General features: G+C 38.2%; 10 protein-coding genes. 4 read left to right on the top strand and 6 right to left on the bottom strand.

Going from position 1 to position 14,904, the window contains the following annotated elements; genetic code table 11:
• Window positions 1–5: 5 nt before the first annotated feature.
• Window positions 6–431, bottom strand: coding sequence for a response regulator (locus NLP_RS07560; RefSeq protein WP_104905859.1), 426 nt, complete (start codon window positions 429–431; stop codon window positions 6–8).
• Window positions 432–439: 8 nt separating this feature from the next.
• Complete coding sequence (locus tag NLP_RS07555) at window positions 440–3,010, bottom strand: GAF domain-containing protein (RefSeq protein ID WP_104905858.1); 2,571 nt, start codon at window positions 3,008–3,010, stop codon at window positions 440–442.
• Window positions 3,011–4,117: 1,107 nt separating this feature from the next.
• On the opposite strand from NLP_RS07555, the gene NLP_RS07550 reads away from it, so the two are divergent.
• A complete protein-coding gene (locus NLP_RS07550) occupies window positions 4,118–7,057 on the top strand; it encodes a hypothetical protein (protein WP_234017244.1) in 2,940 nt (979 codons plus the stop codon).
• 346 nt (window positions 7,058–7,403) lie between these two features.
• Here the strand turns inward: NLP_RS07550 and NLP_RS07545 are convergent, their stop codons facing one another.
• Together NLP_RS07545 and NLP_RS07540 are read right to left on the bottom strand one after the other, a co-directional pair.
• The gene (locus tag NLP_RS07545; RefSeq protein ID WP_104905857.1) at window positions 7,404–7,835 is read right to left on the bottom strand and encodes a hypothetical protein; all 432 of its coding nucleotides are present in this window, start codon (window positions 7,833–7,835) and stop codon (window positions 7,404–7,406) included.
• A gap of 905 nt (window positions 7,836–8,740) precedes the next feature.
• On the bottom strand, window positions 8,741–9,169 hold the full coding sequence (locus NLP_RS07540; protein ID WP_104905856.1) for a hypothetical protein: 429 nt from the start codon (window positions 9,167–9,169) through the stop codon (window positions 8,741–8,743).
• Window positions 9,170–10,009: 840 nt separating this feature from the next.
• On the opposite strand from NLP_RS07540, the gene ppk1 reads away from it, so the two are divergent.
• Both ppk1 and NLP_RS07530 read left to right on the top strand, forming a co-directional pair.
• On the top strand, window positions 10,010–12,181 hold the full coding sequence (gene ppk1, locus NLP_RS07535) for a polyphosphate kinase 1 (protein ID WP_104905855.1): 2,172 nt from the start codon (window positions 10,010–10,012) through the stop codon (window positions 12,179–12,181).
• Window positions 12,182–12,383: 202 nt separating this feature from the next.
• Window positions 12,384–12,800: a response regulator gene (locus tag NLP_RS07530; RefSeq protein ID WP_104905854.1), complete on the top strand. Its 417-nt coding sequence runs from the start codon at window positions 12,384–12,386 to the stop codon at window positions 12,798–12,800.
• Window positions 12,801–12,929: 129 nt separating this feature from the next.
• Here the strand turns inward: NLP_RS07530 and NLP_RS34055 are convergent, their stop codons facing one another.
• Complete coding sequence (locus NLP_RS34055) at window positions 12,930–13,103, bottom strand: hypothetical protein (RefSeq protein ID WP_199784779.1); 174 nt, start codon at window positions 13,101–13,103, stop codon at window positions 12,930–12,932.
• Window positions 13,104–13,513: 410 nt separating this feature from the next.
• On the opposite strand from NLP_RS34055, the gene NLP_RS07525 reads away from it, so the two are divergent.
• A complete protein-coding gene (locus NLP_RS07525; RefSeq protein ID WP_104905853.1) occupies window positions 13,514–14,083 on the top strand; it encodes a DUF2854 domain-containing protein in 570 nt (189 codons plus the stop codon).
• Window positions 14,084–14,420: 337 nt separating this feature from the next.
• Here the strand turns inward: NLP_RS07525 and NLP_RS07520 are convergent, their stop codons facing one another.
• Window positions 14,421–14,681 carry a chlororespiratory reduction protein 7 gene (locus NLP_RS07520; protein WP_104905852.1) on the bottom strand — a complete coding sequence of 87 codons (261 nt, stop codon included), beginning with the start codon at window positions 14,679–14,681 and terminating at the stop codon, window positions 14,421–14,423.
• Window positions 14,682–14,904: the final 223 nt, after the last annotated feature.

Genomic DNA, 14,904 nt, shown 5'->3' with positions numbered 1-14,904 from the left:
TTCCATTACTCCGGTGGCAGTTTTACGATCGCAAACCAAAAATTTTCTATTGATTGGACAATTTTAACGAATTGATCGAAATCTACTGGCTTAGTTATGTAACAGTTTGCAGATAAATTATAAGCTTTGAGGATGTCTTCTTGAGCTTGGGAAGTCGTGAGGACGACTACAGGAATTCTTTTGAGGTTTTCATCTGCTTTAATTTCTGCCAGTACTTCTCGCCCATCTTTTCTGGGCAGGTTGAAATCGAGCAACACAATATCTGGATGGGCTGCTTTGACATATTTTTCCTGTTTTCGCAAGAATGCCATTGCCTCTACACCATCTTCGACCACATTCAGGTGAATCGAGATTTTGCTATCTTCCAGGGCGATGCGTGTGAGTTGGGCATCGCCAGGATTGTCCTCTACCAACAAAACCTCAATAGGCATAATCGCTGTTATAGTGTTGACGATTGCTTAAGAGCTCTATCTGGAATTGTGAAGTAGAAAGTCGAGCCTTGACCCGGTTTTGACTCAACCCAGATCTGGCCGCCGTGGCGTTCTATAATTTTCTTACAAATTGCCAGACCAATTCCAGTACCTGGATACTTGCCTCTACCATGCAAGCGCTGAAAAATTATAAAAATTCGTTCTGCATACTGGGATTCCAAACCAATCGCATTATCGCGCACCCAAAATAACCATTCATCTGCCGACGGGATAACATTTAAACTTTCCCCATTTATATTTGTATCTCCCCTGGCTACTCCGATGTGAATTCGTGGCTGCTGATTCTGGCAAAATTTAATCGCGTTGGCGATTAGGTTTTGAAATACTTGTGTCAGTTGGGTAGCATCAGCCATTATTTGAGGTAGAGTGTCATGAGTGACAACTGCTTTACTATCCGCGATCGCTAGTTGGAGATTAGCAAGCACCTGCTCTAAGACGGCACTACAATCAACTGGTACAAAAGGCTGTCCACGGGTGCTGACACGGGAATAGTTCAATAGATCGTTGATTAGGGTTTGCATTCGGCTGGCCCCATTTACTGCGTAAGTGATAAACTGATCCGCATTGGCATCGAGTTTGTTTTTGTATCTCCGCTCCAGCAGCTGTAAATAACTAGTTACCATCCGCAATGGCTCTTGCAAATCATGGGAAGCCACGTAGGCAAACTGTTCTAATTCTGCATTAGAACGAGTAAGTTCCTGACTTTGCTGGGTTTCTTTTTCTAATAGTTGCGCTTGAGATAAAGCAATCCCAATTTGGTTAGCTAATTGCTGTAACAAATCTGTTTCAAACTGATTCCACTGTCGAGGTGCGGCACACTGATGAGCTAGCAATAAGCCCCAAATACCGTCCCTGACAAGAATCGGCACTACGAGATTAGCCCTGACAGCAAACTGCTGAAGAAATTTTCGATGGCATGGTTGGATATGAGCAGCTTCAATATCTTCCATGACACTTACTCTTCCCTGGCGATATCTTTCTATATACTCCTCTTTAAAGCAGGAGTCAAAAATATTTTCTCCGAGAATTACCGGCCAACCAGGCAGTACTGCCTCTTGTACCACTGTTCCGGAACCGTCAATTTCCAGTCGAAAAATTAACACCCGGTCAGCTTGTAGTAGTTTTTGTACCTCTGTGACACTGGTTTTAAGAATTTCATCTATTTGTAAAGATTCTCGAATTTTCAGGGTGATTTCGGCAAATAGTTGCGATCGCAGATTTTGCCGCTTTAATTCTTCATCTGCCCGTTTGCGATCTGTGATATCAGTATAAGAACCAACCATCCGCACTATATCACCCAATGTGTCCCAAAGTGCCTGTCCTCGATCTAGAATCCATTTATAGCTGCCATCTTGGCACTGGACTCGATATTCGCAGACGTAAAATGGTGTTTTCGTGGCAAAGTGGTCTTGGAAAGCCTGAAGTACCCAATCTTGCTCATCGGGATGGATTCGTTTTGTCCATTCATCCCAACGGTTGGAAACTTCGTGGTCTTTATAGCCGAGCATTTCCTTCCATCGAGTTGAGAAGAACACTTCATTAGTCTTGAGGTTCCAATCCCAAATACCATCATTATTACCATTTAATGCTAATTGCCAACGTTCTTCACTTTCTCGTAGTGCTTCTGCTGTTTTTCGTCGTTCAGTAACGTTTTGGAAATAAACAGACAAGCCGTCTTTTGCCGGATAGGCATGAACTTTAAGCCACTGCTGCTGTGGCAGATAGAACTCCTCAAATTCGACACTAACCTGTTCTAAGATTGCCCTGTGATATTCACAATCAAATGTTGTGCCAATAATTTCTGGAAACATCTCCCAGATGTTTTTACCCAAAAGCTCATTGCGAGTTTTTTGTAATAGCTGTTCTGCTTGACCATTAATATAAGTAAATTGCCACTTTTGATCCAGGGCAAAAAAACCATCAGTGATACTTTCGAGAAGATTGGTGATGCGGGTTTTGGTGGCTTCAGATTGGGCGCAGGCTGCTTGCTCGTGTGCCACTAGTTTTTCAGTAACTTTAGATACCTCAATTACATGACGCCTGAGTTCTAGTTGGGCGATTACCAGGCGACTCAAACCCACCAACGCCTCCACTTGTTTTTGGCTTAATTGTCGTGGAACTTGGTCAATTGCACATAGAGTTCCCAACATATCTCCCTTCGGAGTAATTAAGGCTACACCTGCATAAAACCGTATATATGGATAGCCAGTTACTACCGGATTACTTGCCAACTTCTCATCAGCTAGGGTATCAGAAATCACCACAACATTACGCTGCTCTTGGCAAAGATAAGATAATCCAACATTCCGGGGCATTTCTGATACATCTAAACCTATTTTTGCCTTAAACCATTGACGGTTTTCATCAATAAAATTTACCAATGATATGGGAGTGCCACAAATAAATGCCGCTAACTGAGCAAGATTGTCGTAAGCTTCTTCGGGTTCGGTGTCAAGAATTTGATACTGGCGGAGGGCTTCTAACCTTGTTACTTCTGTATCAATATGTCTAGGTTCCATTAACTTTTTTTAATAAATCTAAATGTGAGATCCAGTCAGCAACATGATTCTCTCAAGAATAGATTAACATTTTTTAATAATTGTTAATCCTTTGCTCACCTTTAGCTGTTCGAGAAAGTCTGTTAAAAACGATTCTTAAAGGATGTTTTAAAAGTGTTTTTTGTAACATCTAAGCCTTATAAACCTAACTCTCCCAGTCCCTTTATCTACAAGATAATGGTCGTTTCAGGGAGAGGTTTGAAGAGGAATTTTGAATATACTTATACAACTTTTTAAACAAACTTTTATCAGCCACTGCCTGTCTACATCACAAATTTATTGCGTAGGCATAGCCCGTCGTAGACATCGCACTAATCCTAGTGTAGACAAGTTTAGGACTGATATTATTTACTGTCGTATGATTAGATTTAGTTATTAGACATAGGAGATTTAGTGAATTGACCAGAGTAATTTACTAATTCGACTAAGCCATTTTAGGTCAATGCGATCATCTTCTACTGTGTCGGTATTCTCAGGAAAACTGGCTTCTACACTAATGCGAAATTTATCTGTCTAGCATTAATTAACTCAAATATCAGCATAGATGCACAGCGGCTGATTGTGAGATATCGCTCTATTATTTCCACTACATGGTTAAGGGTATCCTCAATTCGCTCAATCAGTGTACTATCGGCGTATAAATAAATTCATCAATAAATATCAGTATTAATACGCCAGTGACAGTAATGTATCAAATTCCCAGACGGCAGCTATTAGCCTGAAGTATATTTTTACTCAATTTTTTTTTAATTGAATAGGCTTGAATTACGTATTTATACGGTTAAATAATAGCTCAATCTTTGAGTTGTGGTGATTTTGCTGAGGTTGAATTTTTACTCAAGAATTACACTCTTGTTGCAGTAAATCTGCTTAATCCTATTTTATTATTTGCGGACAGGATAAAAAATCAAACTTTTTTGATTATCTATATTTACTGAAACACTGTTGAATCCATCGAATCAAATAAATCAATAATAAATTCAAAGACTAAGTATTAAATAATGATTAATTTTCGATATTAGCCAATGCTCAATAGTTTGAATTGCCAAAAATTTTATTCTGAAAACATTGAAAAATTCAAATCGTAAAATCATCAATATCTCCCTAATTAAATTCAAAAAAAATGTAAAACTTCTTGGAGTTTGCTTATTATCTTCAACAATTTTATACAAAATTATATTTATTAAATTATCTGCGACCGCTCTAGGCATAAACAGGCAAAACAATATTGATTTAATCGCTAATCATCACAATTCATTAATCAATTTTAAACAAAAAATAAATAACTTCCAAAGCCAAGAACTGTTGAAACAGACTTTAAGAAAATCTAACTCTAACTTAGATAAACCAAAACAGTTACGAAAATTAACCATTGCTGACGTTATCCCAATTGAAGAATACAAAGACAAACCTCCCAAGCTACCTGAAGAAGATGAAGAAAAGCCCCAACCAAATACAACTCAACCATCAAATTCAAATCCATCAAAACCATATACACCCCAGCAACAAATACTAATAGAAAAACTACGCCGAACAAAAAAGCAACCACAAGCAATCCAAAAAACAATAATTCTTGATGCCCTAACATTTAGTGCCAATAAGTATCCTTGGATTGTTAACCCTACAGATAACCTTACTTTTTCCACAGAATTATTTAAGCCAAATGAAAATGAAAATTATATAGATACAGATATAAGAGTAAGATTTTCTGGAGACAATCAGATTATTGATAAGTTTACTTATGCCAAATTTCCCAAGGCTGACCAGTTTTACTGGGTTCTCGATCGCAATAGAATAGTAGTTGAAACTAAAGGCTCCCAAGTCGGCATCCTCTCTCAAGGAAGACAAACTAATACTTATATAACTCAAAATGTTACCTCCCAGCAGGCATTTTGGGGATTGCAAACTCTGTTCGCCATACCTACAGATTTTCAAAGTTTAGCTGGAGAAGTTGATACTGATAATTTTTCTGTAATTTCAATAGCAGGACAATTGATAAATCCTGAAGGTATACCGGCTGGCAGAGTTATTATTAATAGTGGGATTGACGTAAACAATCCTAATGTCACAGTTTTAAAAAATCCTATTCCAGTTATTGGTAGTGGCTCTACTTTGAGCGTTGACGGTGGACAAGCTTTATTTCAAGCTTTAGATGCTACGAATGCTCCCAAAATTCTACAAGGCTTTCCAACGACCAATATACAACCTTTACTAGATGATGGAAATGTTCAACTCAAGGTAGGTGAGGTTATTCCTAAGAATGCTCTAGAAGCTGCTGGTATCTTCTGGGGAGACATTTTGACAGGAAAAGGTTTTGGTTTTACTGCTCCTGTCTCTTCCTTTCCAGGTATTAAAGTTGCTCAACTTGGAAAATTTGATAACTTTGATTTGTTAAATGTAGCAGTCAATCCTTTTCTTTCTCAACCCGAAAAAGATTTTCATTATCTTAACTCTTTACAGTGGCTATCTTTAGGAAGAAGAGAACCTGTATTTGAGACATTATCTCAAACTCAAGAAACTTCTGATTGGCACAGAATTTATATTAGCCATCCTCATAATCGCAGCTTAATTCAATATGACCCAGTGGCAATTAAAGCTACTTATTCTAATATTTTTTCTGCTCCAGGATTATCTCTAACAGCTAAATTCAGCAATACTAGTATTGATACTATTCAATCAGTCAACTCTACATTAGGTTTGCTATTAGGTGGAGTTTTTGAAGCTATTAAAATCGATAATATTCAACAAGGTTTAGAAGAAGCTAGACAAAAAATTAAGAATGGAGAAGGTTTTACTCCTTTAAATACACCTGCTACGGCTGACCAAAGAAGACAAATCAATAACAGGTTGAATCGTACTTTATCCTATGCCAATGCATCTAGTGGGTTAGAGCAGGTATCTGGAACTTATACATTTCCCAGTCAAGTCACTCCTAATCACTCTAACATTTTGCAAATAAGAACAGGAAACTATAAACGAGCAGTTCAGTTTATTGAAAGAAATATTTCTATTTTAGATGAAGGCAATACATTTTTTTCCGATCTCAGACTTTCTAATGAAAAGTTTGGGCCTTTGACCTTCATTGGGAACCCAATTCCTTTAAATGATACTTCTATTAAACCTATTAACGAATCCTCTGCTGTAGAAGTAATTTTGACAAACCCCCAAGGACAACAATTTGTACAAAAATTTAATTCAGCAGATACTACGATAGTACCGCTCCAGGTGCGAGCAGCTGATTTAGCATTCGATTATATGGAACTCACTAGAGTTGACAAAATAGGTGTTAGTTTTAATAGCTTTAACGGTTATCTATCTTTACCGACAGTTGAATTATTAGCAGCGGGTTCTTCTGGAAATTTTAACTATAGTGCCAATTTAGGAACGTGGTTTAATGTAGATGCTAACTCGGCACCAGGTGTTTCCAATAATAATTTAGGAATAGAAGAACCAACTTTAGGTATTTATACTAATATACTTCTCAACTATATTAAAACTGATATACGGTTAAATTCAGTCAAAAGACCTGTAGCTATCAACACTCACGTACCATACTTGAGAGTTGATTGGAATAGTGCTTCTAATAAAAATAATCCTTTTTCTACTTACTTAAGTTATTTATATCAGCATCAAGAAAGAAATTTTGGTTTTTCCTTAGCTCCTGGTATTGCTTTTATTGAGAATAATAGCAATGGAGAGTTTTTAGGTCTTTTCAATGGAGAATTTAGTACTAGTCATGGTTTGAATTTTAAGACAAACCTAGAGATGGGTAAAGAATTTTTCTTTGAATTTCAAGGATTACACAGAGTTAAAAAAAATATTTCTGCTGGTATTTATTTAAAAAATTATAGTGTTAATAATCTTGGTTTGAGCAGCCGAGTTTCTGGCTACAACTATGGAGTCATTCTCAGGCACAATTTTCCAGATAATGGTGTATTTATAGAAACTCAAATTGGTACAGGTGAGAATGGATTTGATCTAAAGCTTCAAGGTGGTTATCGATTTTGATGGCATTAATGTAACACACTAAATATCCACAGGATAAAGTCTTTGTTATTACCAACATCTTTTAAATCTTCCGCTTCGTTGTCATCCCACCTCGGAATCAATTCCGAGGCTAATAGCTAAAGTCCTCTCAAGAGGACTAAATACAAGATTTTAACCAATCTAGATGCCCATCTTCTGTCAAAGATAAAATTTTAGTACACTGAAGTGGACTTTAACTATTAGCCAGGAAATTTATTTCCTGGCGGTATGTCGCTAAACAAGACAATTTAACTGTTACAACAATGTGCAAGAACCCCGACTTCTTTAATAAGTTGGGGTTCTAAAGCTTTTAATTTATAAATCTTGTCTAATCTAAAGCACCTAAGCCATTATTACCAGCGCCCGCTCGGATTATAGTTGTTGCATCTTCAACAGAAGTACTATTATTTAATAAATTCGCTGCTGTATCAATAAATGTGTTTGGGTTAGATAGTGTAGTAGTTTTAACTACTCCTGGGGTTATAGTTAGACCAGTTATGGTTTCGTCATTTCCACCTGCTATTCCTCCATAGGTTGGTGCAATTGTTAAACCTCCGTCATAGTAAGAGCCAGAAGGTAAAAATACCTCGCCAGTGACACTGAGAAAACTACCAGAAGGTCTAATAAGAGTAACAGCACCAATAGCAGTAGCTTGTTGTGCATTTACTGGCGCTGCTAAAAAATTTCCTATACTCACTAAACCTAACAAGCAAATACTTCCCCGAAGAATTATAGATAATTTATTGGATAAGCTATTCATGTTTTATAAACTCCTATGTTTCTCGCTTTAGAGGATGTTTGAAAAGTCCTCTTCTCGGTAGCAAAACGTTTTAGATCCCCCTAAATCCCCCTTAAAAAGGGGGACTTTGACTCCGGTTCCCCCCTTTTTAAGGGGGGCTAGGGGGGATCAATAAGTGCAAAGATACAGCCAACCACTTTTTAAACAACCTCTTAGACTCGTTTTCAGATTTTGTTTAGAAATGCAGAATATGCATCGGCCAGCAGAAGTTGAGACAGAACCTTTTGTTATCTGGTTTTTATTCTTTCAGTGTATAAAAATATAAAACCTTTGTTGGGAGTGTTTTGTGAAAAATGGACATTTTGAGACTTCGTATTTTTACGCAAGCTCTCTATTCAATATTCAGTGAGAGTTTCAGGGTTTATATTGATATCACTAAAGCTATGTAAAAGGATGATGAGGAGTTGCATAGCAAATCATTAGGGAACTCTAAGAAATAAATTATCCAATATTGTGGGGTGGGCATCTTGACCGCCCAATAAACAAGGGCGGGCGAGACGCCTACCTCACAATAAATTAATTGAATATTTTTTTATTTGGAAGTCCCTTAACGCTTTCATTCCATTTGCTTTAAAATCTCGTTTCCAGGTCTAAGAAGGAAATGTTCTTCATTGGGCTGCTACCGCTAATAATGGAGGTGGAACCTCCCAATGGGCATTCCCAGTCGGAGACTGGGAACGAAGCACAAGACGAATAACAAGATTCCCGCCTTCTTGAAGAAGTCGGGAATCTGAGCCACAAAATAAATATAGGGAACAGATATAGCATTGCTATTTCTTTTCCCTATGATGTATTGATTTATTTAACTGTTCTGTCAGTTGCTAAAAATTTTGTAAGTACTTACGAGGCAAAAGCAAAAACTTAATCTATTCTAAACCGCCTAAGCCATTAGAACCAGCACCAGCCCGAATGATCGCTGCTTGTGCGCCAATGTCACCAGTAGTCATAGCTGCGTCTAAGGCTGCTGCTGCTGAAGCGACGAAAGGATTGCTGCTAGTAGAAAGGTTTGTAACGTTAGGTGTGCCTGGACTTACAACTAAACTAGTTACAGTTTCATCGTCAGCGGCTGATGTGCCACTATATGCTGGTGTAATGGTTAGATCCTGATCGTAGTATGCGTTATTGGGCAAAGCTAATTCACCACTAATACTTACAGAAGCGCCTGAAGCTCTAACAATAGTTACAGCACCACGAGCTGTTGCTTGACCTGCACTTGCTGGTGCAGCCAGGATATTACCAACGCCAACCAAACCTAACAAGCAGATGCTTCCTTTAACGATCGCAGAAATTTTCATGATTAACAAACTCCCCGTGTTGTTTCTCTTTATGTTTTCAATATAACCATTGGCTGCAAGAATAATTGCAGTAATAACACTGAAATCTTAATATATTCCAGAGGTCATAAATAAAAAAAAATAATAGATGGAAGTGTTAGTGTGCATCTGAATAAAAGCTTCAAACACTTATAATGTTTGAGTTGCAGCAAGGCGTATGCCTAATCAGTATCTGTATTAAATTTGTGGCAATGATTACAAAATTTCAGATTCTAAAAAACCAAATTCATAAATTACTGGAGGTAAGGCTTTAGACTGTTTACAACACTCTGATCCTCTGTAAACACTGCTTAATAATTCGTTAAAACTTGTCAGATATGGCTATGTCATATCTTTGCTAAATCTTAAGTGCATCTTTATGGTTAATATGCTGTGGGCAACGATTTGAATCCCAGACCGATCGCAGTTCTTGTATGGATGCAATATTTTGAAAGGGCACATAACTATAATACGCCAATACCATATTCCACAAAATTGAAAACGGCTATAAAATCTAGTTATAGGTTGAGTGGGTAGAGTGATTATCTGGAAAATACCCAAGGCGATCGCACAAAGCACCCAAAAATTTCTTAGTAATATTGGCTTTCGTGCCTACACAAGTTAATTTTTCGGTCTTTGACTAAAGTTATTTAAATACAAATAGATTTTTGATTTAAGTATGATGTCTGTCCTTTACCAGTAGCGAGGTAGAGAATCAGCACAGCCAAAAATTGCTTTAGCGTTTTGCTCAAGCACCATTTAACTTACTATGTTTATTGTCCCCCAGCAAAATGGGCTACATCTGCCTGCCTTTAGGTCATTATGGCAAAATCTAAGAAAAGCGCTACCCCCATCAATCTCAGCGATCCACAATATTATCTTAACCGGGAGTTAAGCTGGTTAGAATTTAATGCCAGAGTTTTACATGAAGCCTGTGACGATCGCACGCCTCTTCTGGAACGCCTCAAGTTTTTGGCAATATTTAACTCTAATTTGGATGAGTTTTTCATGGTACGCGTTGCTGGTTTAAAGCAACAAGTAGAGGCAAAAGTTAGCCTGTTAACTCCCGATGCTCGCACACCACAACAACAACTAGACGATATTAGGTCTACCCTGACTCCCCACTTTCAGAAACAGCACCAACATTTTGAGGAAGTACTTCGTTCTTTACTAGTAAATAATGGCATTCATATTCTGAATTACATAGATTTGAATCAAAAGCAGCGGACTCATCTCAACAGCTATTTTGAGGAACAAGTCTTTCCAGTTTTGACTCCTCTGGCTGTCGATCCCAGTCATCCCTTTCCTTTTATTTCTAATCTCAGTCTGAATCTGGCTGTTGTGGTCAAGAACCCAGATACTGAAGAAGAATTCTTTGCCAGAATCAAAGTCCCTAGTGTTCTACCACGATTTTTACCGATACCGCCGGAGTTGGGAGATCAGAACAGCGAAAAACCTGCCCACTGGACTGGAGTACCTTTAGAACAAGCGATCGCTCATAACTTGGAATCTTTATTTCCAGGGATGAACATTCAAGAATATCATCCGTTCCGCATTACCCGTGATGCCGATTTAGTCTTAGAAGAAGATGAAGCAGATGATTTGTTGTTAGCTATCGAACAGGAATTGCGAAAACGGCGGCTGGGTGGGAGTCCAGTCCGGCTAGAAATTCAATCCCAGACTCCTGAAATAGTGCGATCGCGATTATTGCATGATTTGGAATTAACAGAAAGTGATGTTTACGAGGTAGACGGACTTTTGGGATTGCGGGATTTGATGTATTTTATGGCCTTGCCACTGCCAGAACTCAAAGATCCACCACGCCAATCTGTTGTACCAGTACGCCTGCAAAGGCTGAGGGAACCGAGTTTAAACCCAGATGTTCTAGAAACGGACGAAGGAAAAGACTTTTTTGCTGTGATTCGGGAAAAGGATTTGCTAGTACACCATCCCTATCAATCCTTTTCAGCTACAGTGGTACGCTTTATTACCCATGCTGCCTACGATCCGAATGTGTTAGCCATCAAAATGACTCTTTACCGGACTTCTGGTGACTCGCCCATCGTCAACGCCTTAATTGCTGCTGCCGAAAATGGCAAGCAGGTATCTGTGTTAGTGGAATTAAAGGCGCGGTTTGATGAGGAGAATAATATTTACTGGGCAAAACGACTAGAAAGAGTTGGAGTTCATGTCGTCTATGGTTTAGTCGGGCTAAAAACCCATAGTAAAACTGTCATGGTGGTACGGCGGGAAAAAGACCGGATACTTCGCTACGTGCATATTGGCACAGGTAACTATAACCAGAAAACGGCACGGCTGTATACAGATTTGGGATTGTTTAGTTGCCGTGAAGAATTGGGTGCTGACATCACAGATTTATTTAATTTCTTAACCGGATACTCCCTGCAAAAGTCTTATCGAGAGTTGCTGGTTGCGCCTGTGAATATGCGCGATCGCTTTTTAGCACTAATCCGCCGCGAAATTGAAAATGTTCAAAATGGATTTTCTGGACGCATTGTTGCCAAAATGAATGCCCTAGTCGATCCAGAAATTATCGGCACTTTATACGAAGCTTCCCGCGCCGGAGTGGAAATCGATTTAATTGTCAGGGGTGTTTGTTGTTTACGCCCAGGAATCAAAGACATTAGTGAAAACATTCGCATCATCAGCATTATCGGTCGCTTTTTAGAACACTCTCGGATTTATTATTTTCATAACAATACACAAGAGGAAATCTATATCGGCAGTGCTGACTGGATGCGCCGCAACTTGGATCGCCGAGTCGAAGTAATTACCCCAGTAAAAGACCCAGATATTGCTAAAGATTTGCAAGAAATTATGGGAATTATGCTCGCAGATAATCGCCAAGCTTGGGAATTACAAGCTGATGGTACTTACATTCAACGGCGTCCTTATGATGATTCTCCAGAAGCTAATTCACAAAAAATTCTCATGAACATGGCATTACGCTCAACTGGTGTAGTCCCAACCTGATTGATTAAAAAATAAGTTACTTATACCTTGGCAACTAGCTCAACTTAGTTTTTTTTGAAAAAATTGAATTTTTTGAGCAGTTGTCTAAGTTGTTTATCATAATAGGTTCACACAAGTTATTCAACCATAGGATAGAGTTAATGTTGGCACTTGTTCTCATAAACTGGAAAGGCTATTTTAAATAAATTTGTCTTTCCCTTCAATGTTAATGTTATCCTGCGAGCTTTCTACCTTGCGTGTTTTAGTAGTTGATGACCATGAACTGACTCGCTTAACCTTACAGTTGGTTTTTTCTTGCCAGGAAAATATTCAAGTAGTAGGTTTAGCCAGTAATGGCGAAGAAGCTATAGAAATGGTTAAACGTTGCCATCCTGACGTAATTGTTCTAGATTTACAGATGCCAGTCATGGATGGGTGGAGTGCGTCTTGTCAGATTAAAGCTATATCTCCGAACACCCAGATACTTGCTTACTCATCAGTGGAAGACGTAAATTTTCACGGTACAAAGGCAATGTCTAACTTTGACGACGTTTGCAAGAAAGATGTCCCTACAAGCGAACTTATTGCCTTAGTTAGGCAGCTGGGTCAGCGTGCAGGAGATGGTTCAGTGGCAGGGTAAATGATGCAGTGATTATTGCTTTGCCAACTCAGGCTTAGTTCAATTCTGGGGATTTGAAGACATGATACTACTGAATAACGTCGGTCTAGCCTGAAATTGAGGTTAAACCGACGTAATTTTTGATAAATTCTACTCTACCGGAATGGTGCGTCTAAATTCATCAATTAGTTCATCCAGTTCTTCCAAAGCCTGATTTACGTCAATTCTCAAAGTTCCCAGGTTTGGTTGCTCCAGTAAGCTTAATAGGTAATCGCGTTTACTTTGAACTGCCACAATTCGTTCTTTTATAGTCTGTAGATCCATTATTTTTTTCCTATCTTTAACTACCTTTAAATTTAAAGTTAACTCAAAATCCAATATTCTGGGACACTATACGCCCTTAGTAGTCAACTTAGAACCACTTGCCTTCCCTACGAGATGCTGCGCGAATGTAGACTAAGGAAAAATTGAGTGTTTGAAAATCAAAAAGACAAAGGTGGATAAAGTCTCGTTTAAACGAAGCCAGTGCTTTGGGCGGAAATACCTGACTTGTTCGCTCTTGGCGTATTACCTTCCGGCTCTTGAGCAACTGGCGTGCGGTTTCTAAACGCCTGAATAGGCAATTTAGGGTTAGTTGAATACTAGCGCTTGAGGACAATTTTCTTTCCTAATTTGTTGCTCATAGCCGATGATAATAAAACTAAGGTATTCAGACTTTATACTAATTTAAGCTCATGCTACGCCAAATCTCTTTAGGAACACTCGGTCTAACTATCGGCGGCATATTAACCATCATTGGCTTCGTCGCCTATGCTGATAATAATGCCACACTCAATCTTGTCGGATTTTTTTACGGGATTCCTCTATTATTGGGAGGACTGGCGCTAAAAGCTAATGAACTTAAGCCAGTACCATTTAGCCAAACTACGTCACCATCAGCATTGATACTGCGCCAGCAGCAAGCAACTGATACGCAAAATAAAATTCGCAAAGACATCACCCGATATTGCTACGGTCAAGATGCTCATCTAGATACAACACTTTCTTTTCTGGGTTTGAGTCCCACTGACCAGGAACGGCCAATAGTCACAGGGTTACGAGAAACAGAAGTTAATGGGAGCTATGCCCTAATTTTAGAATTTGATTCACAGCTAATACCAATTGATGTATGGCAAAAAAAGCATGAAAAAATGACCAATTATTTTGGTCCTGGATTGGAAATTCAAATAACGCAGCCATCTGAAAATACAATTGAGCTAGCGCTAATCAATACTCAAAAAGAATCACTAGTCAGTAGTCAATAGTCAAGAGCAAAAATTATCGTTACCCAAACTTCATTTCTTTATGACTTGTTGTTACCCATATTTTTGCAACAGTCAACATAATTAATAATTCATAATTAAAATTAGTGGTAGCTCCTGTACTCTCCATTCTCTATATTGACCACTAAATTTTTGATGAGTGTGTGGCCTACTGTACAGTGTCTTTAACTATAAATTATGAATTAGTAATTATTCTTTTTGGAATTTCCTTAACCACGATTTACTTCCCCGACTTCTTCAATAAGTCTAGAATCTCAGCAGCAATTTTTACTTCAAATCTTAAAATTTTTGGGCTTCTCTTAAGCACTTAACCAAAAACTTACTTTTCTAAACGAACTGCGTACCACTGTAAATATTGCTCAGGGCTAATATCTAATTTGCAGCTAGTGTCAAGTAAATATTGTGCTTGAGCTTCCACAGTATCAAATTTTTGCAAGTCAGGCGGCAAATCTTGAATTATGAGTTGTTGAAGAGTTGTTTTGAGCTTTTCTAATAACTCTGATTGTGTCATAAATTGTTCTGGTTGATTTGTTTCAAGAACAACAAAATTATCCTGCTGATACATTAATGAGTCTGGCATTTTAAAGATTTAGGGAATGTCAATAGGTTTATAGCACTCATTCGTCTAACAACGACTGATAAAAAGTTATAGTCTGTTAAAACAGAATTGAGTATGATCTGCAAAACTGTAGTTCTGGGGAGTTTATGGCTAGAACAAAATTGTCGCAGAGTCACTTGAGAATAAAGTTTTAAACTAAGTTTAATCTCCATCTTATGTAATTATACTAAACCTCAGCAAGGCT

Origin of the sequence: Nostoc sp. 'Lobaria pulmonaria (5183) cyanobiont' (assembly GCF_002949795.1) — a bacterium.
GTDB lineage: Bacteria > Cyanobacteriota > Cyanobacteriia > Cyanobacteriales > Nostocaceae > Nostoc.
The sequence above is the reverse complement of the archived record's forward strand: the minus strand, read 5'-3'. Positions and strand labels throughout refer to the sequence as shown.

Bases quoted from the DNA above. Each gene is read 5' to 3' on its own strand.
- NLP_RS07560 (WP_104905859.1), bottom strand. From the start codon at position 431: ATGCCTATTGAGGTTTTGTTGGTAGAGGACAATCCTGGCGATGCCCAA.
- NLP_RS07555 (WP_104905858.1), bottom strand. From the start codon at position 3,010: ATGGAACCTAGACATATTGATACAGAAGTAACAAGGTTAGAAGCCCTC.
- NLP_RS07545 (WP_104905857.1), bottom strand. From the start codon at position 7,835: ATGAATAGCTTATCCAATAAATTATCTATAATTCTTCGGGGAAGTATT.
- NLP_RS07540 (WP_104905856.1), bottom strand. From the start codon at position 9,169: ATGAAAATTTCTGCGATCGTTAAAGGAAGCATCTGCTTGTTAGGTTTG.
- ppk1 (WP_104905855.1), top strand. From the start codon at position 10,010: ATGGCAAAATCTAAGAAAAGCGCTACCCCCATCAATCTCAGCGATCCA.
- NLP_RS07530 (WP_104905854.1), top strand. From the start codon at position 12,384: ATGTTAATGTTATCCTGCGAGCTTTCTACCTTGCGTGTTTTAGTAGTT.
- NLP_RS34055 (WP_199784779.1), bottom strand. From the start codon at position 13,103: ATGGATCTACAGACTATAAAAGAACGAATTGTGGCAGTTCAAAGTAAA.
- NLP_RS07525 (WP_104905853.1), top strand. From the start codon at position 13,514: ATGCTACGCCAAATCTCTTTAGGAACACTCGGTCTAACTATCGGCGGC.
- NLP_RS07520 (WP_104905852.1), bottom strand. From the start codon at position 14,681: ATGCCAGACTCATTAATGTATCAGCAGGATAATTTTGTTGTTCTTGAA.